Origin of the sequence: Tardiphaga sp. 862_B3_N4_1 (genome assembly GCF_051811085.1) — a bacterium.
Taxonomy (GTDB): Bacteria; Pseudomonadota; Alphaproteobacteria; order Rhizobiales; family Xanthobacteraceae; genus Tardiphaga; species Tardiphaga robiniae.
In genome coordinates, this window is the sequence record NZ_JBPWQB010000001.1 from 3273137 (window position 1) to 3297361 (window position 24225).

At 62.9% G+C, this 24225-nt stretch carries 21 protein-coding genes; 9 read left to right on the forward strand and 12 right to left on the reverse strand.

The features are described from left to right. Nucleotides 1-44 precede the first annotated feature (44 nt). Nucleotides 45-1004, forward strand: coding sequence for a 2-hydroxyacid dehydrogenase (locus AB8B02_RS15715; RefSeq protein ID WP_439064375.1), 960 nt, complete (start codon nucleotides 45-47; stop codon nucleotides 1002-1004). A gap of 176 nt (nucleotides 1005-1180) precedes the next feature. On the opposite strand, the gene purL is transcribed toward AB8B02_RS15715, so the two are convergent. Further along, the gene (gene purL, locus AB8B02_RS15720) at nucleotides 1181-3388 is read right to left on the reverse strand and encodes a phosphoribosylformylglycinamidine synthase subunit PurL (RefSeq protein WP_439064376.1); all 2208 of its coding nucleotides are present in this window, start codon (nucleotides 3386-3388) and stop codon (nucleotides 1181-1183) included. A 222-nt stretch (nucleotides 3389-3610) separates the two neighbouring features. Between purL and AB8B02_RS15725 the strand changes: the two genes are divergently transcribed. The 4 genes from AB8B02_RS15725 (at nucleotide 3611) to AB8B02_RS15740 (ending at nucleotide 7256) form a co-directional block, all read left to right on the forward strand. Next, nucleotides 3611-4090, forward strand: coding sequence for a PaaI family thioesterase (locus AB8B02_RS15725; RefSeq protein ID WP_371419948.1), 480 nt, complete (start codon nucleotides 3611-3613; stop codon nucleotides 4088-4090). Nucleotides 4091-4157: 67 nt separating this feature from the next. Continuing rightward, on the forward strand, nucleotides 4158-5033 hold the full coding sequence (locus AB8B02_RS15730) for a helix-turn-helix domain-containing protein (RefSeq protein ID WP_439064377.1): 876 nt from the start codon (nucleotides 4158-4160) through the stop codon (nucleotides 5031-5033). A 121-nt stretch (nucleotides 5034-5154) separates the two neighbouring features. Continuing rightward, nucleotides 5155-6063: a PhzF family phenazine biosynthesis protein gene (locus AB8B02_RS15735; RefSeq protein ID WP_439064378.1), complete on the forward strand. Its 909-nt coding sequence runs from the start codon at nucleotides 5155-5157 to the stop codon at nucleotides 6061-6063. Next, on the forward strand, nucleotides 6060-7256 hold the full coding sequence (locus tag AB8B02_RS15740) for a serine hydrolase domain-containing protein (RefSeq protein WP_439064379.1): 1197 nt from the start codon (nucleotides 6060-6062) through the stop codon (nucleotides 7254-7256). The genes AB8B02_RS15735 and AB8B02_RS15740 overlap by 4 nt, the downstream gene beginning before the upstream one ends. A 64-nt stretch (nucleotides 7257-7320) precedes the next feature. On the opposite strand, the gene catC is transcribed toward AB8B02_RS15740, so the two are convergent. The 4 genes from catC to AB8B02_RS15760 form a co-directional block, all read right to left on the reverse strand. Beyond that, entirely contained in the window at nucleotides 7321-7611 is a 291-nt protein-coding gene (catC, locus tag AB8B02_RS15745; protein ID WP_093756482.1) for a muconolactone Delta-isomerase, read from the reverse strand. Between the two features lie 3 nt (nucleotides 7612-7614). Further along, nucleotides 7615-8790: a muconate/chloromuconate family cycloisomerase gene (locus AB8B02_RS15750; protein ID WP_439064380.1), complete on the reverse strand. Its 1176-nt coding sequence runs from the start codon at nucleotides 8788-8790 to the stop codon at nucleotides 7615-7617. A gap of 91 nt (nucleotides 8791-8881) precedes the next feature. Beyond that, nucleotides 8882-10087: an ABC transporter substrate-binding protein gene (locus AB8B02_RS15755; protein ID WP_439064381.1), complete on the reverse strand. Its 1206-nt coding sequence runs from the start codon at nucleotides 10085-10087 to the stop codon at nucleotides 8882-8884. A 91-nt stretch (nucleotides 10088-10178) separates the two neighbouring features. After that, nucleotides 10179-11177 carry a Bug family tripartite tricarboxylate transporter substrate binding protein gene (locus tag AB8B02_RS15760; RefSeq protein WP_439064382.1) on the reverse strand — a complete coding sequence of 333 codons (999 nt, stop codon included), beginning with the start codon at nucleotides 11175-11177 and terminating at the stop codon, nucleotides 10179-10181. Nucleotides 11178-11323: 146 nt separating this feature from the next. Between AB8B02_RS15760 and AB8B02_RS15765 the strand changes: the two genes are divergently transcribed. Continuing rightward, the gene (locus tag AB8B02_RS15765) at nucleotides 11324-12220 is read left to right on the forward strand and encodes a LysR substrate-binding domain-containing protein (protein ID WP_175367914.1); all 897 of its coding nucleotides are present in this window, start codon (nucleotides 11324-11326) and stop codon (nucleotides 12218-12220) included. A 110-nt stretch (nucleotides 12221-12330) separates the two neighbouring features. Here the strand turns inward: AB8B02_RS15765 and AB8B02_RS15770 are convergent, their stop codons facing one another. From AB8B02_RS15770 to purC, 7 genes are all read right to left on the reverse strand, one after another. Further along, nucleotides 12331-13875, reverse strand: coding sequence for a L,D-transpeptidase (locus AB8B02_RS15770; protein ID WP_175367915.1), 1545 nt, complete (start codon nucleotides 13873-13875; stop codon nucleotides 12331-12333). A gap of 224 nt (nucleotides 13876-14099) precedes the next feature. Continuing rightward, nucleotides 14100-15554, reverse strand: a complete 1455-nt coding sequence (locus AB8B02_RS15775) for a GntP family permease (protein ID WP_439064383.1) — start codon at nucleotides 15552-15554, stop codon at nucleotides 14100-14102. Between the two features lie 4 nt (nucleotides 15555-15558). Then, nucleotides 15559-16578 carry a patatin-like phospholipase family protein gene (locus AB8B02_RS15780; RefSeq protein WP_439064659.1) on the reverse strand — a complete coding sequence of 340 codons (1020 nt, stop codon included), beginning with the start codon at nucleotides 16576-16578 and terminating at the stop codon, nucleotides 15559-15561. Between the two features lie 346 nt (nucleotides 16579-16924). Then, complete coding sequence (locus AB8B02_RS15785; RefSeq protein ID WP_439064660.1) at nucleotides 16925-17884, reverse strand: tripartite tricarboxylate transporter substrate-binding protein; 960 nt, start codon at nucleotides 17882-17884, stop codon at nucleotides 16925-16927. 8 nt (nucleotides 17885-17892) lie between these two features. Beyond that, nucleotides 17893-18594: a phosphoribosylformylglycinamidine synthase subunit PurQ gene (purQ, locus tag AB8B02_RS15790; RefSeq protein ID WP_309948809.1), complete on the reverse strand. Its 702-nt coding sequence runs from the start codon at nucleotides 18592-18594 to the stop codon at nucleotides 17893-17895. Nucleotides 18595-18608: 14 nt separating this feature from the next. After that, nucleotides 18609-18848, reverse strand: coding sequence for a phosphoribosylformylglycinamidine synthase subunit PurS (gene purS, locus AB8B02_RS15795; protein WP_439064384.1), 240 nt, complete (start codon nucleotides 18846-18848; stop codon nucleotides 18609-18611). Nucleotides 18849-18857: 9 nt separating this feature from the next. Continuing rightward, nucleotides 18858-19625, reverse strand: coding sequence for a phosphoribosylaminoimidazolesuccinocarboxamide synthase (gene purC, locus AB8B02_RS15800; RefSeq protein WP_170849540.1), 768 nt, complete (start codon nucleotides 19623-19625; stop codon nucleotides 18858-18860). Between the two features lie 347 nt (nucleotides 19626-19972). Between purC and AB8B02_RS15805 the strand changes: the two genes are divergently transcribed. From AB8B02_RS15805 to AB8B02_RS15815, 3 genes are all read left to right on the forward strand, one after another. Beyond that, nucleotides 19973-20296 (forward strand): DUF1476 domain-containing protein, encoded by a 324-nt coding sequence (locus tag AB8B02_RS15805; protein WP_093756490.1) that lies wholly within the window; start codon nucleotides 19973-19975, stop codon nucleotides 20294-20296. A 387-nt stretch (nucleotides 20297-20683) separates the two neighbouring features. After that, nucleotides 20684-23011, forward strand: a complete 2328-nt coding sequence (locus tag AB8B02_RS15810; RefSeq protein WP_439064385.1) for a TonB-dependent siderophore receptor — start codon at nucleotides 20684-20686, stop codon at nucleotides 23009-23011. A 9-nt stretch (nucleotides 23012-23020) separates the two neighbouring features. Beyond that, nucleotides 23021-24058, forward strand: a complete 1038-nt coding sequence (locus AB8B02_RS15815) for a substrate-binding domain-containing protein (protein WP_439064386.1) — start codon at nucleotides 23021-23023, stop codon at nucleotides 24056-24058. Nucleotides 24059-24225: the final 167 nt, after the last annotated feature.

The window sequence follows — 24225 nt, forward strand, 5'->3', positions numbered from 1 at the left end:
CCTTTCCGCCTTCCAACATGAACGACGATCTGCAGGACACCAGCATGCGCGCACACAACGGCGACAAGGCGATCAATCTTCTTTTCAACGTCACGCCGGCGCTGTTCGAGGACTATCACGAACCCATTCTGGATGCGCTTCGGCGCCGGAGCATCGACGCGCGAGCCAGTCTCCTGGGTGACATTGCGCATCAGGACGTGGACTACATCATCCACGCGACCGGCGGTCCCATCAGTGATTTCGCCCCTTTCAGCAATGCGCGCGCCGTATTGAGCCTTTGGGCCGGTGTCGAGAAGATCGTCGGCAACGCGACGCTGACGCAGCCGCTGTGCCGCATGGTCGATGACGGCCTACGGCAGGGCATGGTCGAATGGGTCGTCGGTCATACCCTGCGCTTGCATCTCGGGATGGACCGCTACGTCTGTGAAAAACCTCTGACATGGTCGCAGCATGTTCCGCCGCTTGCCACGGACCGATCGGTGACAGTGCTGGGTCTCGGCGAATTGGGATCGGCTGCAGCAACAGCACTTGTGCAACTCGGCTTTCGCGTCACCGGCTGGAGCCGTCGCGCGCGCGAGGTGGCCGGCGTCCGCTGCCTCGCAGGGATGGAGAACCTGCCGCAAGCGCTGGCTTCGGCGGAAATCCTCGTGGGGCTTCTGCCCCAGACGCCGGAGACCATCGACCTCCTGAATGCCGAACGGCTCGCGCTTCTGCCCAAGGGAAGTTTCATCCTGAATGCCGGACGCGGCACGCTGATCGACGACGACGCCCTCATCGCAGCGCTCGACAGCGGACGCGTGGCGCAGGCGACGCTCGATGTCTTCCGCACCGAGCCCGTACCATCAGGCCATCCGTTCTGGTCGCATCCGGGGGTAACGATCTCGCCCCACGTCGCAGCAGCCACGCGTGTTGCATCGGCCGCCGAAAACATCGCCGACAATATCGCACGCGCGGAAAGCGGCACGCCGCTGATGAATTTGGTCGATCGGACGCTGAGCTACTGAGACGGTTGCACGAACGCTCCTGGCCTCCCTCCCCCAAGCGAAGCGCAGTAGGGAGGGTCGGCCGATAGGCCGGGGTGGGGGTGCCCCACGCTCAGCATTCCGTGGGGCTACCCCCACCCGTCCGGCCTTCGGCCGGCCACCCTCCCCGCAAGGGGGAGGGAAAAGATCAGCGCCTGTTACGACGCCTTGCCGCTCATATAGTTCGGCAGCCAGCTTTCATGCGCATGCACAAGCGCCTTGATATCGACGGCGCGTTCACCGGCAATGGCCACCGCATGGCCGCCGGTCTTGCCGATCTGTACGCAGGGCACGCCGACATTCTTCAGTTTCGACAGCACGGTCAGCAACTGATCTTCCGCGACAGTCACGATGTAGCGCGCCTGATCCTCACCGAACCACCAGGCATGCGGCACCGTCGATGACGGCGCGGCATCGAGCTTGGCGCCGATACCGGAAGCCATCGCCATTTCGGTGAGTGCCACCAAGAGACCGCCATCGGCGATGTCATGCACGGCGGTGGCGGTGCCCGCATGAATCATGCCGCGGACCACGTCGCCGTTGCGCTTTTCGGTGGCAAGATCGACCGGCGGCGGAGCGCCCTCTTCCTTGCCGCAGATGTCGCGCAGATAGACCGACTGGCCGAGCCAGCCCTTGGTTTCGCCGATCAGCAGGATCGCTTCGCCCGGCGCCTTGAACGCCAGCGTCGCGGACTTGGTGAAATCGTCGAGCACGCCGACGCCGCCGATCGACGGGGTCGGCAGGATGCCGCGGCCGTTGGTCTCGTTGTAAAGCGAGACATTGCCGGAGACGATCGGGAAATCCAGCGTGATGCAGGCTTCGGCGATGCCCTTCAGGCAGCCGACGAGCTGGCCCATGATTTCCGGCCGCTCCGGATTGCCGAAGTTGAGGTTGTCGGTGACTGCCAGCGGCTTGCCGCCCACAGCCGTGATGTTGCGCCAGGCTTCGGCGACGGCCTGCTTGCCGCCCTCGACCGGATCGGCCTCGCAATAGCGCGGCGTGACATCGACGGACATCGCCAGACCCTTGGGGCCGTCCTCGATGCGCACCACCGCGGCGTCGCCACCGGGGCGCTGCACGGTGTTGCCGAGAATGACGTGGTCATACTGCTCCCACACCCAGCGCTTCGAGCATAGTTCGGGCGTACCGATCAGCTTCTCCAGTGCATCCGGGATCGACGACGGCGCGGCGATGTCGCGCGCATGGACCACCGGCAGTGCCGGCGACGGCACATGCGGACGATCGTAGAGCGGCGCTTCGTCGCCGAGTTCCTTGATCGGCAGATCAGCCATCACCTTGCCGCCATGCTTCACGACGAAGCGCAGCGTTGGCGTGGTGTAGCCGACGATGGCGAAGTCGAGTCCCCACTTCCGGAAGATATCCTCGGCCTGCTTTTCCTTCTCGGGCTTCAGCACCATGAGCATGCGCTCCTGGCTCTCCGAGAGCATCATCTCGTAAGCGGTCATACCCTCTTCGCGCGTCGGCACCGCGTCGAGATTGAGCTCAACGCCGAGGTCGCCCTTGGCGCCCATCTCGACGGCAGAGCACGTCAGACCTGCAGCGCCCATGTCCTGGATCGCGATGACGCAATCGGCGGCCATGATTTCGAGACAGGCTTCCAGCAGCAGCTTCTCGGCGAAGGGATCGCCGACCTGCACAGTGGGACGCTTCTCCTCGGAATCCTCGTCGAACTCGGCAGAGGCCATCGACGCGCCGTGAATGCCGTCGCGGCCCGTTTTGGAGCCGAGATAGACGATCGGCATGTTCACGCCCGATGCCGCCGCAAGGAAGATCTTGTCGGCATCGGCGAGACCGACGGCCATCGCGTTGACGAGGTTGTTGCCGTCATAGCGGGTGTGGAAACGCGTCTGGCCGCCCACGGTGGGCACGCCGAACGAATTGCCATAGCCGCCGACGCCGGCGACGACGCCCGATACGAGGTGGCGGGTCTTCGGATGCTCCGGCGCGCCGAATGACAGCGCGTTCAAACAGGCGATCGGGCGTGCGCCCATGGTGAAGACGTCGCGCAGGATGCCGCCGACACCCGTGGTCGCGCCCTGATAGGGTTCGATATAGCTCGGGTGGTTGTGGCTCTCCATCTTGAACACGATGGCCTGATTGTCGCCGATATCGATCACGCCGGCATTCTCACCCGGCCCCTGCAGCACCCACGGCGCCTTGGTCGGCAGCCCCTTCAGATGGATGCGCGAGGATTTGTACGAGCAATGCTCGTTCCACATGGCCGAGAAGATGCCGAGCTCAGTGAAAGTCGGCTCCCGCCCGATCAGCTTGAGAATGCGCTCATACTCGTCGGGCTTGAGGCCGTGGGAAGCGACGAGTTCGGGAGTGATCTTTGGCTCGGTCATGGGGTCTCTTGGCTCTGTAAGGCTTCTTCATAGGGAGATCGGAGCATGCGGAAAAGGCCTATTCCGGCCCGTTCCCCGCATGTCCCAAGCTTTGCCCGGGCAATGCCCGAACTGCTCGAAAAACAGCCTGCATAAGGCCCTGCGCCGGCGCCGGATTGCGCCCGCCGGATGGATCGGATTTAACACTTTTCGCAGCCAATCCAAGGAGTTCAGACCGTGAATGTGCCCGCCGATGCCACCATCCCGTTCCACGCCGACGCCTATACCGCGACGGAGGGGGAATTTGCGGGCTGGACCACCTGGAAGCGGGATTCCTTCGAATCGGTCTCCGGCCCGTTCTGGCACAAGGTCGAGGCCGACGGCTCCGTCCGCTGCGCCTTCCGGGTCGAGAAAAAGCACCTCAACGGCATGAAAAACGTCCATGGCGGCTGCTTCATGACCTTCGCCGATTATTGCCTGTTCGCGCTGGCCTCCCGCGAGCTGCAGGGCCCCGGCATCACCGTCTCGTTCGGCTGCGAATTCCTCGATGCGGCCCGCGAAGGCGAGCTGGTCGAATGCCACGGCGAAATGACCCGGATCGGCGGCTCATTGATCTTCCTGCGCGGAATCCTGAAAGCCGGCGAACGTTCGCTGTTGACCTTCTCGGGCACCATCAAGCGCGTGAAGAAGCGCCCGAAGCCGGCAGCTATCGCGGCGGAGTAACCGGGCGTCAATTGGCGGGCATTGGCGCACCCTGCTAGGTTCGTCGACAACACATGTGGGCCCGAACATGCTGAGTTCATTCGAACGGCAACGTCATCCGGCAAACGCAGATCTCCTGATCGCCGCGGACGACGAGCACGCGGCTGTCGCCGGTTGCGGCGATTACGCCATGCCGTGGCACTGGCATGATTGCCTGATGTTCATCCTGCCGAGCCGCGGGACGATCGAGCTGAAGCACGAAGCCGGCCGCGAAGGCACGTGGCTGTCGCAGGACCGGTTCGCGATCGTTCCGCCGAACCAGGCGCATGAGACGCGCGCAGGGATCGGCGCACACAGCCACGTCGCCATCTACGCAACTGGCTCGGTCCTGAAACGCCTCGAAAGAGAGAACGGCTCGCTGAGCGAATTCCGCCGCAGGACATCAACGACCCGGCTGTTTCGCCGGTCAGACAGACTGCGCGCCCTGCAGGCGCTGCTGGTCGGGGATGGCAGGCACGCCTATGGCAATGCCCATATCCGGCACGGACTGTCCTCTACCCTGCTCGTTCAGTGCATCGCCGAGGCTCTGACCGGCGATGCCGTATCCAGTGCCTCGCATCGCGAACACGGCATGACATTGGTCGCGGAGCTGAAGGACTATCTCACCCTTCATGCCGACCGGGATGTTCCGCTCGACGCCCTGGAAGAACGGTTCGGCGTTTCGCGGCGTCACATCACCCGACTGTTTCGCGCGGGGACCGGCGCGTCGATCGGCGAATTCCAGCAACGGATCCGCCTCGACAATGCAAGCGAACTGCTGAAAGCAACCGATCTCCCGATCGGCGAGATCGCGCTCCGCGTCGGCTTCGACAGCGGTGCGGCGCTCGCCCATGCGATGCGCCGGGCCGATGGCCAGTCGCCAAGCGAAGTCCGCAAGCGCATGGCCCGACCGATCAAAATCTAGGGCCCGCTGGAACGCGCGCTGCAGCAACATCCTCCGTAGCTTCGCACCGGTGAATTCCGTGCAGCGCTGGCTGACGTGCAGTGCGAACGCGCGAGGCTGCTAGAGGGTGCAGGGTGCAAACATGATGACGATATCTCCCGAACCGCAGGTTCGATTTGTCAGTGTCTTTGCGGCAGGTCCGCAGGGCGGTAATCCCGCCCCGATCGTGATCGACGCTGCCGGCATGAGTGATGCAGAGATGCAGCAGGTCGCGCGCGCTTACGGGCACGAGAGCGGGTTTGTGTTGCCGCCTCCGCCGGGCTCGGACTGCGATTTCGAATTTCGCTTCTGGGTGCCCAATCATGAGATGTCCATGTGCGGACACGCCACCGTCGGCGCGACGTGGCTGATTCAACGGCTCGGCCGGCTGCAGCGCGATCGGATCACGATCCTGACGAAGAGTGGCCGCGTCCATGCGCGGATCGGCCAATCAGACGAACAGGATATTTCGGTCGAGGTCTCACAGCCTGCGGGTGTTATCGAGCCGCTTCCCGATACGCCCCGAAGCGTCGATGACATTCTCGACGTCCTCGGGATCGGTGCCGACTGCCTCGCGCCGTTCCCGATCCAGAATGCACGCACAAGCCGGGTCAAGACCCTCATTCCGTTGAAGAGCGTGTCCATCCTCGACGGCCTGAAGCCTGACTTCTCGCGGATGGAGCGCCTGTGCAATGGCATCGACTCCACCGGTCTCTATCCCTACGCCGTGTCCGACCAGCAGGCGCAGGTCATCGATGCGCGGCAGTTTCCGAGTTCATCAGGCTACCCGGAAGATGCGGCAACAGGCATTGCAGCCTCCGCCTTGTCATTCGGTCTCCTCGCGAACCGGATGGTGGATGCGTCGGAGCGCCAGATCACCATTCGCCAGGGACGCGCCATGAATCGCCCCTCCGCGATCAAGGTGCGCTTCAGCTTCGATAACGGCGATCTCAACGGCTGCTGGCTCGGCGGCGCCGTTCAGCCGACCGACTGCGAGAAGATTGCGTCATGACGAGCAACGGGCAGCCCTCGGCGTTCGAAGCCGACTATGGTTTTGCACGCAGCGACGTCCGTCTCGATAACTGGCGTCAGGCGCCCTGGAATGTCTGGGCATTCCGTCACGTGTCCGAACTCATTCCGACGGCACCCATCGCAGCGACGCCGGGACTGATTGAGGATCCACCTGTCGATCCCGGAGACTTGCTCAAGCAGACATTCTCTGTCGGTGGAGAAACAGCTGCTGTCGTAGATGTGCTGCGCAGGACCTCGACCGATGCGCTCGTGCTGATGAAATCCGGCCGTGTCGTGGCAGATTACCATGCGCCGAATTTTACTGCGCAATCGCGGCACATTCTGTTCTCCGCGAGCAAGTCGGTGACATCGATCGTCGCGGGAATTTTACACAGCGACGGCCTGATCGATTTCGACGAGACCGCCGCGCACTACGTTCCGGAACTCAAATCCTCCGCCTATTCGGACGCGAGCCTGCGCGATGTCCTCGACATGCGGGTCAGCCTCGATTTCGAAGAGACCTATCAGGATCCCCGCGGCGATTTCGCGCGATACCGCCGCGCCGGCCTGCTCGAGCCGTCGGTGCCGGGAGATACTCCGGACTCACTGATCGCCTTCCTCGCTACGCTGCAAAAGGGCCCCGGCGACCATGGCGGCCCCTTTCACTACTGCTCGCCGAATTCGGACGTGTTGGGTCTGGTGATCGAGCGCGCCTCGGGTCAGCGTTTCGCTGACTTTGCCGCCGCGCGTTTGTGGCAGCCGCTCGGCGCGCGGCAGGATGCCTATATTACGGTCGATGCGATCGGCAGCGCCCGGACCGGCGGCGGCTTTTGCATGACCCCGCGCGACCTCGCCCGCATCGGCGAGATGATGCGGCAGGGCGGCATGGCCAACGGCCGCCGGATCGTCGCGCAGGACTGGGTGTCGGATACGATCACGAACGGCTCTGCCGAGGCCTGGCGCGCGGGCAAGTTCGTCGAATGGTTGCCTGAAGGCCGCTATCGCAACAAATGGTACCAGACCGGCAACGCAAGCGGCGCGTTCTTCGCGCTCGGCATTCACGGGCAATATCTCTATGTGAATCCGCGCGCCGAACTGGTCGTGGCAAAATTCTCGTCGCAACCGGAGCCGGTGGACAACGACCTGAAACGGCTCAACCTCGCGCTGTTCGATACGCTTGCGAGATTGTACTGATGAAGCTGCTGTGTGAGCCGCCCGTCTCGCCGGAATACTGCGTTAGCGAAGGTCGGCCCCGCGCCTAGCTGTCGTCCGAACGAACCGACGAAGGATGCCGGCACAAAGGCGTCACGCTGACGCGCATGAAGGGGAAGAGCGGCAATGTCGACAGAATATCGTGCAGCGCCTCATTGCTCGCCACATCGAAGATGCTGACATTGGCGTAACGTCCGGCAACCCGCCAGAGATGACGCCACTCGCCTGTCTTCTGCAGTTCCTGCGCGCGTTCACGCTCGGTCTTTTTCAGTTGCTCGACCACCTCGGGGGCGAGACCCGGCGGGATCTGAACGTCCATTTCCACCTGAAAAAGCATCGATCAAGCTCCTGTTGTTGTGCCGGCCGGTTGAACGCGCGGCGCGTAACCATCGCGGCGGAAGAATGCGACACGGTCCATGTCCAGCTCGACGCCGATGCCGGGCGCCGTCGGCACCTGCAACACGAAGTCGCCGTAACGCAGGGGCGTCGCGAGGATTTCCTCGGTCAGAAGCAGCGGGCCGAACAATTCAGTGCCCCATGCGAGCTTCGGCAGCACGGAGAAAACCTGGGCCGACGCTGCGGTGCCGACACCGCCTTCCAGCATGGTGCCGCCATACAGGCCGAGACCCGCGGCATCGCCGATCGCAGCCATCTTCACGGCATCGTACAGACCGCCGGCCTGATTGATCTTCAGGGCGAACACGTCCGCGGCACCGCGCGCCGCGATGTCGAAGGCATCCGTCGTGCCGTGCAGCGCCTCGTCAGCCATGATGGGTACGGCATAGCGGCCGGCAAGGCGGGCCTGAGCCCCGCGATTGTCGCGCGACAAAGGCTGCTCGATGAGGTCCGCGCCGGCCGCCTCCAAGGCGGGAATGCCACGCCGTGCCTCGGGCTCGCTCCAGGCCTGGTTCACGTCGACCCGCACGCTGGCACGATCCCCGAGGGCGCGCTTGATGGCCGCCACATGCGCCACGTCATCGTCCACGGACCGCAGGCCGATCTTCAGCTTGAAGATATTGTGGCGGCGCGCATCGAGCATCCGCTCGGCTTCCTCGATATCGCGCGCGGTGTCGCCGCTGGCCAGCGTCCATGCCACCGGCAAGGTGTCGTGCTGGCGCCCGCCGAGCAACTCCGACACCGGCAGGCCCAGGCGTTTGCCGAGCGCATCCAGCAGCGCGGTCTCGACCGCACATTTGGCAAAGCGGTTGCCTTTGACGCGTCGCTTCACGTCGGCCATGAGCGCGGCGACGCGTGACGCATCCATGCCGATGATGGCCGGAGCGATATAGGTATCCACGGTCAGCTTGATGCCCTCGGGACTCTCCTCGCCGTAGCTAAGGCCGCCGATGGTCGTGCCCTCGCCGATTCCGATCGTTCCGTCGGAGCAGCGGATGATGACCAGGACCAGGGTCTGGCTGTTCATCGTATGCATCGACAACCGATGGGGGCGGATCGTCGGCACATCGACCAGGATGGTCTCGACCTGGTCGACGCGGACTGCCACGCTGGTGCTCATGAAGGGCATCTTCCTGTTGTCCATGGATGGGGCCTTGAACGGATCGCCGCTACCTTCCCGGCGACCCGTCGCTTTGCCATCTGCCGCTGCGCTACTTCTTGATGAGCGGGCAGCGTGACGCCGATAGCGGCTGGAACGCGTCGTCGCCGGAGACGGTCGCCAGTAGCTTGTAGTCGTCCCAGCGCGCCTTCGATTCCGACGGCTTCTTCACTTCGAACAGGTACATGTCGTGCACCATGCGGCCGTCCTCGCGGATCCGGCCGTTCTTCGCAAACATGTCGTTGATCGGCGTGTCCTTCATGACCTTCATCACGGCCGCTGAATCGGTGGTACCTGCCTTCTTCACCGCGTTCAGGTAGGTCGTCACGGAGGAGTAGACGCCCGCCTGCGCCGAGGTCGGCGCGCGCTTGGTCCGCTCCATGAAGCGCTTAGCGAATGCGCGCGTTTCGTCGTTGAGATCCCAATAGAACGCCTCGGCCAGCAACAGGCCCTGCGCGGTTTCAAGTCCGACGCTGTCGATGTCGGAAATGAAGGCCAGCAAGGGCGACAGCTTCTGCCCGGACTGGGTCAGGCCGAACTCGGCGGCCTGCTTGATCGCATTGATGGTGTCGCCACCCGCATTGGCCAGGCCGATCACGCTTGCCTTGGTGCTCTGCGCCTGAAGCAAGAACGACGAAAAATCCGAGGTGTTGATCGGGTGCTTCACATTGCCGACAACCTTGCCGCCCGCCTTGGTAACGACGTTCGAGGTGTCGCGCTCCAGCTCCTGGCCGAATGCGTAGTCGGCCGTGAGGAAGAACCAGCTATTGAGGCCGCGCTTCACCGTGGCCAGGCCGGTGACGCTGGCCAGCGCGTAGGTGTCGTAGGTGTAGTGGACGATGTAGGGACCGCACGCCTCGTTGGTCAGCCTGACCGCACCGGGACCATTGAACATGATGATCTTGCCGCGCGTCCTGGCCATTTCCGCCGCAGCCAGCGCCGTGGCAGAGCCAGCCACATCGACGATAGCCTCGACACCCTGGTTGTCGAACATTTCACGGGTGAAATTCGCGGCCAGGTCGGACTTGTTGAGATGGTCGGCGACCACGATCTGGACCTTGCGCCCGAGAACCTCGCCGCCGAAATCCTCAATGGCCATCTTGGCTGCAGTCTCGCTGCCTGGCCCGGTAATGTCGGCAAACAGGCCGGACATGTCGAGGACGGCGCCCAGTTTCAGCGGCGCGGTGCTCTGTGCCATGGCAGCCGAAGTGGTGACGACCATGACCGATGCCATCAGACCTGAAAGTAGCTTCTTCACATCATTCTCCATGAGCGCCCTCAGCAAGAGCGCTCGTCTATCGCTTGATATTCGTTAGTGATCGATCGCGGTGTGTGTCGGACGTCTGTCGTCACTGGCTGCCGCGAATGCCTGCGGTCTCGACGATCTGCTTCCATTTGGCGCTCTCCTGCGCCAGATGCGCAGCAAGTTCCTGGGGCGACGACGCGATGACGCGCCCGCTGACATCGGCGAAACGCTTCTGCACATCCGGATCCGCCAGAACCTTGCGGATATCGCCGCTGATGCGCTCCGCCAGCGCCGGCGGCATCTGGCCCGGACCAAAAATGGCCCACCAGTTGGCGAGCTCGAAGCCCGGCAGCCCGGATTCGCTGATCGTCGGCACGTCAGGCAGTGCGGCGATGCGCTCCCTCGTGGTGACGGCAATGGCGCGGAGGCTGCCGCCCTGCACCTGCGGAAGCGCCGTCGAGGCGTTGTCGAACATCAGGTCGATCCGGCCGGCCATCAGATCTGTCAGGGCCGGCGACGAGCCACGATAGGGAACGTGGGTCATCTCGACCTTGGCCTGCTGCCGGAACACTTCCGCCGCCAGATGCAGAGAGGAACCGACGCCGGCAGAGCCATAGGTGGCGCCGCCCGATGCCGCCTTTTCTTTCGCAAAGGCGATCAGATCCTTGATGTTCTTGATCGGCGATGAGGGCGGCACAAGCACCACATTCGGCGTCTCGAGCGCCAGCGTCAGCGGTGTCAGATCCTTCACAGGATCGTACGGCATCGACTTGAAAAGCCAGGGATTGACGGCCACGGCGATCGACGCGAGCACCAGCGTGTAACCATCGGGAGCGCTCTTGGCGGCAGCGTTGATGCCGATATTCGATCCGGCCCCGCCCCTGTTTTCGACGACGACCTGTTGGCCCCAGGTCTGGCTCAGCTTTTCCGCGATCGTGCGGCCGATGATGTCGGCGGCACCGCCGGCCGCGAAGGGAACGATCAACTGGACTGGCTTGGTCGGATACTCCTGCGCCGTCGCACGGTTTGCGCCCAGGGCGATACAGCAAGCCGCCACCGCGGCGTGGGTCGCCCGGGCAAATAAGGTGCGTCGTGACAGCATGAAAAGAGCCTCCCAGTCGGTTCTTATGTTTCGACGGCCGCACAAAAGCGTGCCGGCCAGGTCCGATATTGACAAACACTGGCACGAGACGCGTGATAGGCCAACACAGTCAAAACTATAGATGTGATAGAAGATTGTAATCGGCTATGGATCCCAGACGTCTCGGCTATTTTCTGGCAATCGCGACCCACAAGCGCATGGCGAAGGCTGCGGAAGCCCTCGGCGTCGCCCAGCCAACGCTGTCGCAGCAGATCCGCGCCCTCGAACAGGACCTCGGCACCGTTCTGTTCAACCGGACGCCCCAAGGCATGCAACTGACCGAGACAGGACATGCACTGCGCGAACACGCACAACGTCTGATGGTTCAGACCGAAGCGGCGCGCACGGCAATCGCCGAGCTGGAGGGCGGCATGGCCGGCACGCTTCGTGTCGGCGTCATCTACACCTACAGCACGACATTCCTGCCGAAGATCATCGGCAGCTTCGGCGAGAAATATCCCGAGGTTCGGCTCAGCGTGGAGGTCGGCTCCGCAAACGATGTCGAGCGACACATCCTGTCCGGAGATCTCGATCTCGCGATTGCTTTCGCGCCGCCCCAGCACGCGGAATTGGGCGTCGACCTGTTGTTCGAGGAGCGGCTCGTCCTGGTGCTTGCGAAGTCGCAAAATCAATCACGACAACAGTCGATCACGCTGCAGGCGCTCGCCCAACGTCCGTTAGCACTTTTGACCCCCGCCTTTGCGACCCGCCGCATTCTCGACCAGTCACTACCGCCCGATATACAGCTCGATGTGCGCGTCGAGATGAACTCGGTCGAGGCCCTGATCGAACTCGCGAAATCGGGAGGGCTGCCGACGGTTCTTGCTGACCGAAGCCTGAACGCCCGAAAGGACCTCGCGATCATTCCGATCGGGCCTCCGTGGATACGCCGCTCCGGAGCCTTGCTGTGGGATGCCCATCGCTACCAGACAGCGGCCGCGCGCGCTTTCATGGCGATCGCCCGCAAGACGACCAAAAGCGCACAAACCATTCGCGCGTCATAGCGAACAATCGTGGACGTCGGCATTACGCGAGGAGCGCTGGTTGATAGCGACGCGCGCGTCGATGCGATCAGGCTGCTCAGCTTCCCAAGCGAGCAATGGCCAGGCGGGACCTACCACCAGCCGGTTTGCGGCTGGCGCTGATACGGCGCGACCCTGCGGCGAGCCTGCACGGGCGCGGGGTCCGCATTCCAGCGCTGGAAGAACGAGCCAAAGCCATCGCCATCCGCATCGTCGCTGCTCGCCATGAGATCGGCAGGTGGCGTCGGCTTGCGCGTAATGAAACCACCCTGAGGCTGATTACTCAGCACTGCGACGAATTCGGTGCGATAGTTGGTCTCGGTGCTGAGCGGCTCGTCGGAGATCACAATCGACGAGCGTGGCAATGCGGTCGCTCCGATCCGGTCGAGCACTTCCTGTGGAATGGTGATGCGGTCGAGGGCGGCCTTCGCGCTATCGCCTTCGTCGATCGTGACGGCGCTCCAGCGCAGGCCTGCGTCGTTCCGCGCCATTGCCGTAAACACATGCGTGCCGATCGGCTTGCCGGGGTCGCGGATGGTGATGGGAACTTCGATGCTTGAATCGAACACCTCGCCGCCGCCGTCCGGTGCCGGCTTGTGCGTATTGCGCCGAACGTAAAGCATCTGCGTCTCGCGGCTGATATAGATCGAGACCGGCTCAAGCGCGAGTTTCGCATCGCTCGCTGCCTTGGCGGTGGCGACCTTTTTGGTCTCCGCGGCCTTGGCGGCATCCTTCGCAGCGGCCGCGGCATCAATCTTCGACGCCGTATCGGCCTTTGCGGTTTCGAATTGCGCCCCGAGCTCCGCGGCCCTGGCGGCAGCCTTCTGCTTTGCGTCCTCAGCCCGCGCCTTGGCCTCATCGGTCTTTGCCACAACGACGGCCTTGTCGGCAGATACGAGCTCGACATCGGCGCGCGCCTTCAGCGATTGCAGCTTGCGCAGGGCCCCCGGCAGCGGCTTCGCCTCGCGCGCAGAAGTCGCTGCGAGTTTCTTCGTCGCGTCCGCGGCAGCAGCGGCCTCCGCAGCCTCGCGGGCGAGCACCTCGACACGGCCCGGAGCAGCGGCGATGGCTTCCGCTTTCGGCATCAGAAGCGCCGGATGGGAAAACTCGACGGGCGCCGCGTCATTCGGCGAGATGATCACCCGCATTCCGATCCGCGTCTTGTCGAACAACCTGTCCGCGAAGCCGTATGGCATCCGCACACAGCCATGCGACGCGGCATAGCCGGGCAACGGCCCGCCATGCAGTGCGACACCGTTCCAGGTGATCCGCTGCATGTTCGGCATCGCGGCATCGTCATACATGTTGGAGCGATGGTCCTTGTTCTTCTCGAGAACCGCAAAGACGCCTGCCGGCGTCTCGCGGCCGGACACCCCGGTCGAGACCGGTGCGCGCGTGATCCATCCATCGGCGTCGTAGAATGTGACCTGCTGGCTCTTGATCGACACGATCGCCATCATCGGCTCGCCTGCTTCGCGCGGGGCGGTCGCCTCGACGACGCGGGCGGGACGCGCCTGCTTTGCGGCGGCTCCGGCCGCCGGAGCGGCCACCGCAACCATTGCTGCCAACACCACGACGGGAGATATCCAGTGCCGCATCCCGACGTTGGGTTGCGCCGTCGCCAATCGATTTGCCATTCAGTGCCCCGGTCAAATGCCTTCCGATCGCGAATCGTACAGGCGTTTGATTGCGATTGTATCAATTCGCCGCCGCTTCGCTTGCCCGATGTCTCGTTGACGCGGCGAGCGCGGCGAAAGTTCATTCGTAGCCGACAAACGGCGCCGGACAAAGGTGGCTCACTGCCACACCCGGCACGTGGTCGACTGCGAAATCTGGACAAAACGGCGGTTGGGGCCGGAGTTCAAAATGAGCCCAGTGCGGAGCCCATGGCAATCACGGCGGCAAGAGCGACAACCGAGCTCACGATGCCGACCATCACAATGTCGAGATAACTTTGGCGATGCGTCAGGCCGCAGATCGCGAGCAGGCTGACGACCGCACCATTGTGAGGGAGAATGTCCAGGGTGCCGGAGCCGATCACAGCTACGCGGTGCAGCAACCCGGGATCGATTCCCTCCCGCGTAGCAACGTCCATATAGGTCTGACCGAGTGCATCCAGCGCGATTGTCAGTCCGCCGGATGCCGAACCTGTCAACGCGGCGAGCAGGTTCGTGGAAACGGCCAACGACACCAGCGGCCCCCCTTTAATATCCAGCGCCCAGTCCCGCACCATGTCGAATGCGGGCAGCGCTGCGATGACAGCGCCAAAGCCAACGAGGCTCGCGACAGTCAGCGCTGGCAGTACGGACGCGTTGGCCCCGGCATCCATCGTCTGTCGCAGTGCAGGCAATCGCGTCCAGTTGCAGATGACGACTGTCGCGGTCGCGCCTGCGAGCGCGACGACAACGGACCACACGCCGGCAACGGCAGGTAGAGACGTGCTGCCCCAGCGCTGTTCGGCCAGGAAGGAGACATCAAGCCGGGGCAGGACAACGAGCGACATCACGAGATTGACGACGACAACGACAACCAGGGGAAGAACGGCATTGACGACAGGCACGTCCGCTTCGCTGCGATGCCCGTGGGATATTTCGGCCGGATCGAATTCGCGCGCCGTCGTAGCACGCCCGCGCAAGCGCTCGTCATCGGCAGCGGCGCTGGTCGCGATCGACAATTCTTCGCCATAACCTTCATTCGCTTGTCGTGCCGCCTTCTCGGCGCGGAGCAACCACCACAGTCCAATGCTCAGCATGATCAATGACGCGATCATGCCGAGGCCCGGCGCAGCGAAGGGCGTGGTGCCAAAGAACGGCATGGGTATCGCATTCTGAATCGATGGTGTGCCCGGCAAGGCTGACATGGTGAAAGTGGACGTTCCAAGAATGACCGTCGCGGGCACGAGGCGGCGCGGAATCCCCGCCGCGCGAAACAGCGACTGGGCCATCGGAACGATCACAAAAAATGCGACGAAAAGGCTGACGCCGCCATAGGTGACCAGTGCCCCCGAGAGCACCACGGCGAGGATGACCCGGCGCTCGCCCAGGCGGCGGGTGATGAAGTTCGCGACCGCAGTGACCGCACCGCTGTCGTCCATCAGCTTCCCGAATACGGCGCCGAGCAGAAAGATGGGAAAGAACTGAGCGAGAAACTGGGCTGCACTGCCCATGAAGGTCTGCGTCCAATTGGCAAGCAATGGCTCTCTGCCGAAAGTCGCCGCAACCAGTGCGGAGAGCGGAGCAAGCAGCAGAACGCTCCACCCCCGGAAAGCCAGCCAGATGAGAAGACCAAGCCCGACGAGAATGCCGAGAAGCCCCATGACGTCAGCACTCCGCCAACAGGATGTCGAGATCGGCCGTCGAACGCTCGCCAAGATCGGCGCCGTGCGCGTCGAGAAAGTCGCCGGCCGCTTGCCGCCCCTCGTCGCGCAGCTTGGATAGGAAGGCCCATTCGGCGTTGAGCTTGGATGACGCGGCGAAAGTCGCGAGCAGATCGCTCTTGATCCGGTGCGTCTTCATTTGAGCCCAGCGGGCGCCCTCCCCGGTGCCGGGATCCGCCACCTGACGAAGCAGCGCAATCATCCGCAGCTCCTTTGCCAGCGGCGAGTTGAATGAAATTTCATTGAGACGATTGAGAATGTCCGCAGCCGTGCGCGGCTCCTCCAGTCGCTCGGTCGGATTGATCTGCACGACGATGGTGTCCTGCGCATCTGTCTCGCGAACAAGCGGCGTGATCGTGGGGTTGCCTGCATAGCCCCCATCCCAATAGGCTTCGCCTTCAATCTCGATCGCGCGGAACATCGTTGGCAGGCATGCCGACGCAAGCAACACATCCGCGGTGATCTCGGCGTTACGGAAAATTCGCCCGCGACCTGTCCGTACCCGCGTGGCCGTTACGAAGAGTTTGATCGGTGCACCGGCGAGACGCTCGAAATCAATGCTCTCGGCCAGTATTTCGCGCAGCGGATTGTAACCGAGCGGATTGAGATCATAAGGCGACAGAACGCGCGACATCAGATCGGCGAAGAGATAGGCCGGAGAAGTGTCGAGCGACCAGCGTCCCATGAGGCGATCGAGGGGGGAGCGTTGAAACGGACTGAAGGCCGCGGCACGCGAGACGCGCCGCCAGTATTTGTCCAGGGCCTCGCGTGCTCCGTCGGCACCGCCGGCAGTCCAGCCGTCCGCCAGAACGGCGGCATTCATCGCTCCTGCCGATGTTCCGGATATGCCGGCAATTTGTAGCCACGACTCCTCAAGCAGCCGATCGAGGACACCCCACGTGAATGCGCCATGCGAGCCTCCGCCCTGGAGCGCCAAATCCACGAGTACCTGCCTTCGGTTCATCATGCAGCTTCTCCAACTGCCGAGACACGCTGGTAGCCAACCGTCGAGCACTTCAGAAACCACGCGCCGCAATAGACGTGGCCATCATAGACTCGGAAAGTCTGCTTCAGGTCGCTTTCGACCGAGCCTTACGACCTTTGCGTGCTATTTGATGCCCACCTCGCGCCAAAAGCAACCTGCCGGGGCCTGGCCAGAAACATCGTGCTGGACCCGACAATCGCAGGCGGCGACCTGCAGAAGGACCTTGGCAGAGGCAAATACCAGGCCGACGCTCCGTGAATGAGGCAATGGGCGGCGCTGAAAATTTGAGCCGTACCGAGATGGCACAGCTTCGAGCAAGGGATGATTACGGCGTCAGGAGCTTGTTGTACTTCGCTACATCGCGCGTCACCAATTGCTGCAGCACCTCCGGTGCATGCTCATTGGCGTCGGGCGCCACGGTCGACAGATCCTGGAAACGCTTTTTTACCAGATCACTCTCAACCGACGCGCGAGCAGCGGCGTTCAGCTTGGCGATGATCTCTGGCGGTGTCCCCTTCGGCGCGAACAGGCCATTCCAGCCCTGCGCCTCGAAGTCGGGCAGCCCTGCTTCTGCCGAGGTCGGCAGCTCGGGCAGCGTCGCCAGCCGTACCGTCGAGCCGACCACGATGCCCTTCACCAGCTTGTCGTCGATGGCCTGCGAGACGGAGGCTGCAGAATCGCAGACGCCGTCGATCTGCCCGCCGATGGCATCGGTGAGCGCGGGCGCCGCGCCGCGATAGCCGACCAGCGTGACGTCGATGCCGGCGGCCTGCACGAAGCTCTTGCAGATCAGGTAATTCGAGGAGCCGATCCCGGCATGGCCGAGATTGACCTTGCCCGGATTGGCTTTGGCATAGGCGATGAAGCCCTTGAGATCACTCGCCGGGAAATCCTTGCGCAGCGCCACGACGCCGAAGGTCTTGGCCACCATGCCGATGGAGGCAAAGGAGTCCGGCGTGAAGGACAATTTCGGATAGATCGTGTAGGTCGCCGCGCTGGTACCGGCATTGCCGATGGCGATGGTGTAGCCGTCGGGGGCAGACCGCGCCGCGCGGGCCAGCGCGGTGGAGCCGCCGGCGCCGACGACATTCTCGATGATGATGGTCTGGCCCAGCGTCGCCGCCATCTGCTCAGCCACCGCACGCGCAATCACGTCCGACGTGCCGCCGGCCGCGAAAGGCACGATCATCGTGATGGGGCGTTTGGGATAATCATCGGCAGATGCCGAGACGCTCGTAGCCAGCACGAGCGCAAGCGTTGCGGCGAGCTTCGACAGCCGCGCCACAGCAGCGATCACGCAGCGCGCTCCAGATGCTCGACAAGACCAGCAAACAGACCGCGGCCGTCGGTGCAGCCCATGATGTCTTCGACGTGATTTTCCGGATGCGGCATCATGCCGAGCACGTTGCCCTTCTCGCTGACGATGCCGGCAATCGATGCGGCGGCGCCATTGATATTGTGCAGATCGCCAACCTCGCCCGTCGGCGAGCAATAGCGATAGAGCACGCGGCCATCGCCTTCGAGGCGCTTCAGCGTTTCGGCATCGGCTGTGTAGTTGCCCTCGCCGTGGGCGATCGGCACGCGGATCACCTGACCGGCATTGTAGCCACGGGTAAACGCCGTGTCGGACCGTTCGACGCGCAGATGCACGTCGTGGCACAGGAATTTCAGTTTGGCATTGCGCATCAGGATGCCCGGCAGCAGGCCGGACTCGCACAGGATCTGGAAGCCGTTGCAGACGCCCATCACGAGGCCGCCGTCAGCCGCGAACGCCCGCACCGCATCCATCACCGGCGAGCGCGCCGCAATGGCGCCGCAGCGCAGATAGTCACCATAGGAGAAGCCGCCGGGGACGACGACGAGATCGGTGCCCTTGGGCAGCGCGGTCTCGGCGTGCCAGACCATCGTGGACTCCTGCCCCGATGCCAGCTTGAGCGCCCGCGCCATGTCGCGTTCGCGGTTGATTCCGGGGAAGACGAGAACGGCGGATTTCATAGCGATAACCTGGCTCAGAGCACGTCGACGCGATAGTTTTCGATCACCGTATTCGCCAGCAGCTTGTCGGCCGCGGCCTTCAGCGCCTCTTCGGCTTTCGCCTTGTCGGCGCCGTTCAGTTCGATGTCGAACACTTTGCCCTGCCGCACAGAGGCAATGCCATCGACGCCGAGCGATTTCAGCGCGCCTTCGATGGCCTTGCCCTGCGGGTCAAGGATGCCGTTCTTCAGGGTAACAGTTACGCGGGCTTTCACGTGATATCCTCAGCTCTTGACCAGTACCGGGCCGGTGCCCATCGGGCGTTCGTTTTCAGAGAGAATGCCGAGACGCTTGGCGACCTCGGTATAGGCCTCCAGCACGCCGCCCAAATCGCGGCGGAAACGATCCTTGTCCAGCTTCTCGTTCGACTTGATATCCCACAGCCGGCATGAGTCGGGCGAGATCTCGTCGGCGACGATGATGCGCATCATGTCGTTTTCGAACAGGCGACCGCATTCCATCTTGAAATCGACGAGGCGGATGCCGATGCCCAGGAAAAGACCGGTGAGGAAGTCGTTGACGCGGATGGCAAGCGCCATGATGTCATCGATTTCCTGCGGGGTGGCCCAGCCGAACGCCGTGATGTGCTCTTCCGAGACCATCGGGTCGTTGAGCTGGTCGTTCTTGTAATAGAACTCGATGATCGAGCGCGGCAGCTGGGTGCCCTCCTCGATGCCGAGGCGCTGCGACAGCGAACCCGCCGCCACGTTACGGACCACGACTTCCAGCGGCACGATCTCGACTTCGCGAATCAGCTGCTCGCGCATGTTGAGCCGGCGGATGAAATGGGTCGGCACGCCGATGTCGTTCAGATGCTGGAACAGGTATTCCGAAATCCGGTTATTGAGGACGCCCTTGCCCTCGATCACCTGGTGTTTCTTGGCATTGAACGCGGTCGCGTCGTCCTTGAAGTGCTGAATCAGGGTACCGGGCTCCGGGCCTTCATACAGGACCTTGCCCTTGCCTTCATAAATGCGACGTCGACGGCTCATGGGGATGTACCGGGTGTTGTTGAAATCCATGGATGTGGTGTGCTCCGAATAACGGGATCGACCCACGACGGAGCTGCCGTGAAGGCCAGGAACGGGAAGAAACAGAACGAGAACCGGGCCTGCAGGCAACCTACCCGATCGGCCCTGCCAGTACAATCGACCCGGCCCGCCCAGTGGGGGTTTACCCCAACCTCGCGCAAGCCTGGTCCGATAAGCCTCGCCCGATACCGTCTTGCCTGCGACCTTGCGGCCGATTGTTCCAACGGTATCTCGACCTTATTTAAGCTCCGAACCGGCGTTTACAACGTCGTCCTGACCGCCCAACAACCCCGACGGGAACTTTAACCATGTCATCATTCGACAAGCGCGGCGAAGCCTTCGAGAACAAGTATGCGCTCGACGAAAGCCAGAAGTTCAAGGCCGAGGCCCGCCGCAACAAGCTGCTGGGCCTGTGGGTCGCCGAACAGCTCGGCAAGTCCGGCGACGAGGCCGCCGCCTATGCCAAGGAAGTCGTCGCAGCCGATTTCGAGGAAGCCGGCGACGGCGACGTGGTGCGCAAGGTGCTCGCCGATCTGACCGCCAAGGGCATCGCGATCACCGAGCCGCAGCTCCGCGTGAAGATGGATCAGCTGACCGCTGAGGCCGTCGCGCAGGTGAAGGCGGGAACCTAATCTCCACAGCTTCGAGTTGCAACGAAACGTCTCGCCGCAACTCGCGACGCTTCATAGAGAGCCGCACATCGTATGATGGCGCGGCTCTTGTCTTTTGAAACGTTCCAGGCTCGCAGAGCCTGACTCAAGATTCCGAATTGCGATGTGCAAATTCTGAAACGGAGTCACAGCGTGCCGATGGCGCTCACACGCGCGTGCTACAAATTGCTCAAAATGCACGTCGATTGTTCAATCGTGTCGCGGCTCACCTTGCGACTGCATCACCGAAGACACACAGGCTCGCCAATCTCGTCGCTTTAGAGCGATTCAACCTCCCATTCGAAGTTTTCATTCAAAGCTACTGCTAGATCGCCTGCGCATGTTTCTCAAACGCGAAGGCGACACAACGTGACGACGGACAACCATTGCAATCTCAACAGCAACGCACGCAGCATCTTCAAGTTGCGCCGCGCGTATTGGTTGATCGGCGCGACGTTCCTGCTCGGCGATTATGTGACCGGGGCCTCGATCGCCAATGCACAGACGAATACGATGCTGCCGCCGGTCACCGTCGAATCGCCGACACAGGCGCGCCGGCCCGCACGTGCTGCGAGCGCCACTCCGAGCCGGGCGCGAGCTGTCGCCGCACGCCGCAATGCCACGCCGCCGCCCGCCCCGCCGACACCGACCGAGCGCGCTATCGCTGCCGCCGCCGCGAAATACGAACAGATCCTCGGCTATCGCGCGATGCCGAATGCGACGACGCTGCGCGGCGCGACGTCGCCGCTCAACACGTCGCAGGTCGTCAACGTCGTGCCGCAGCAGGTGATCAGCGACCAGCGTCCGCGCAATCTCGATGACGCGCTGGTCAACATCAGCGGCATCACCCAGACTAATACGCTGGCCGGCACGCAGGACGCCGTGATCCGTCGCGGTTTCGGCGACAACCGCGACGGCTCGATCATGCGCAACGGCATGCCGATCGTGCAGGGCCGCTCGTTCAATCCTGCTGTTGAAAGTATCGAAGTGCTGAAGGGACCGGCGTCGCTGCTCTACGGCATCATGGATCCCGGCGGCATCGTCAACACCATCAGCAAGCGGCCGGAATTGTATCAGCACGGCGAGGTGACGCTGGAAGGCGCGACCTACGGTTCGCGCAGCGGGGCCAATGCGACCATCGATATCACCGGACCGCTGGGCAAGGACGGACTCGCCTATCGCTTCGTCGGTTATGGAATCAACGAAGACTACTGGCGCAACTTCGGCACCCGCAAGGAGACACTCTACGCGCCGTCGCTGGCCTGGTATGGCGACACGACCACGGTTCAGATCAACTACGAACACCGCGACTTCTATTCGCCGTTCGATCGCGGCACGGCCTTCAACAGCGTGACCAAGGCGCCATTCGCCATTCCGGCGACGCGCCGCATCGATGAACCCTATAACAGCATGTGGGGCACGTCGGATCTCGTCCAGGCGTCTGTGGATCAGAAGATCAATGAGGATTGGAAGGTCTATGCCGGCTACAGCTACAACGTCGAAACCTATAATGCCGCTCAGCTCCGCAATACGGTGGTCAATCCGACCACCGGCATCGCGACGCGCAGCAATGACGGCACCTACGGCGCACTGACGTCTTCAAGCTTCGGCACCGGTTATATCCAAGGCGGATTCTGGATCGGCGGCATGCGCAACGAAGTGCTGTTCGGCGGCGATGCCCAGTATCGCGTGATCTACCGCAAGGATCTGGTCCGGCAGGGGGCTGCGAATTTCAACATCTTCAATCCGGTTTATGATCGGCAATTGCCCGGCACCACCGTTGTCGCTACCGACAGCGACCAGACCGACAAGCTCAGCACGCAGTCCTTGTTCTTCCAGGACACGCTGCATCTGACCAATCGGGTCGCCGTGGTCGGCGGCGTGCGTTATATGACGTTCGACCAGCTGGCGGGGCGCGGGCGCAATCCGTTCATCGCCAATACGGATCTGTCCGGCAACAAGGCACTGCCGCTCGGCGGCGTGATCCTGAAGGTCACCGACGAAGTCTCGCTCTATGCCAGCTACACGGAATCGCTGAAGCCGAATTCGACCATCGCTCCCAACGGCGCGGTCTTCGACTCGCAGACGAAGCCCGAGGAAGGCGTGTCGTGGGAGACCGGCATCAAGTTCGATATCAACAAGCGCCTGTCAGGCACGGTCGCGCTCTACGACATCGACAAAAAGAACGTGATGCTGTCGCAATACAATACGGTCACCACGACCAACGAGGCACGCACCGCGGCTGCGGCGCGCTCACGCGGTGTCGAAGTCGACGTGACCGGCAAACTGACTGATAGCTGGAGCATGATCGCCAGCTATGCCTATACCGATGCGATCTTGACGCAGGACTCGCAATACACCGGAAACCACCTGCAGAATGTCGCCCTGAACACCGGGTCGCTGTATCTCGTCTATGATTTCGGCACGATGCTGCCGGGTCGTCTGCGCGTCGGCGCCGGTGCACATTATGTCGGCGATCGTCCCGGCGATGCTGCAAACAGCTTCGTGCTGCCGTCTTACACGGTGGCCGACGCCTTTGCGACCTACGAGACGAAATACCAGACTCTGCCTGTGATCTATCAGTTCAACATCAAGAATATCTTCGACAAGGTCTACTATCCGTCGGCAGTGAGCCTTCCCAACGTTGCCCTTGGCGATGCGCGGCGCTTCTCGCTGGCAGCGACGGTAAAGTTCTGAGGCAACAGAATGCGACCATCGCGACGACGCAACGTTCGGGCACTACCGCTGGCTCTGACGCTTGCGTCGTCGCTCCTCCTCTTCGGCTTGGCCACAAGCCGCGCCGAAGAGATCAATCTCTATTCGACGCGCGAACCGCAACTCGTCGAACCGGTGATCGCATCCTTCACGGCGGCGACCGGCATCACGGTCAAGCTCACTTACATCGAGGACAATCTCGTCACGCGCATGAAGGCCGAGGGCGACGTCTCCCCCGCCGACGTGCTGATGACCATCGGCCTCGACAAGACCTCGCAATTCGCCGCGAATGATCTGTCGCAACCGACCACCTCTCCGCTGCTCAAGAAGACAATCCCGCCACAACTGCGCGGCGCGGAGTGGATCAGCCTGTCGGTGCGGCCGCGCGTGGTCGTCGTACGCAATGACTCACCACTAAGCGCGATCCGCTATGAGGATCTCGCCGATCCCCGCTTTCGCGGCCAGCTCTGCATCCGCTCGCCCTTGCATCAAAACAATGTCGCGCTGATTGCGGCCTATCTCGTGCATCACGGTGCCGACGCCACCGAAGCCTGGCTGCACGGCATCAAGGCCAATCTCGCACATGCGCCCGAAGGCAAGGACAACGACGTCATCCGTCAGCTCGCGGAAGGCCGCTGCAGCATCGGGATCGCCAATACCGTGGCGCTGGCACAATTGCGCGACGGCCGCGAAGGCGCGGAGTGGACGGCCTGGGCGAACAAGGTGAAGACGGTGCCGACGACATTCGAGCGCGGCGGCACGCATGTGAACCTCACCGGCGCAGCGCTGGCGAAACACGCGCCGCATCGCGCGGCCGCGCTGACGTTTCTGGAGTTCCTGGTGACGCGGGCGGTGCAGAAAATCTACGCGGCTGCCGAACTGGAATATCCGGTCACATCAGATGCCGAGAGCGCGCCGCTGGTGGCGGCGATGGGAGCGTTTCCGAGCGATACGCTTGATATCGATGCGATCGCTGCCAGCCAGAAGGCGGCGATTGCACTGATCAGGAAGGTTGGGTTTGAGAAGTAAGGCCAAAGCGTGCCGTGATCTTACCCTCCCCCTTGCGGGGAGGGTGGCCGGCCCAATTCTTTCTTATTGGGCCGGTCGGGTGGGGGTGCCACAAACTCCGCCCTAGTGTGGGGCTACCCCCACCCCGGCTCACTTCGTTCGCCGACCCTCCCCGCCTAGCGAAGCTT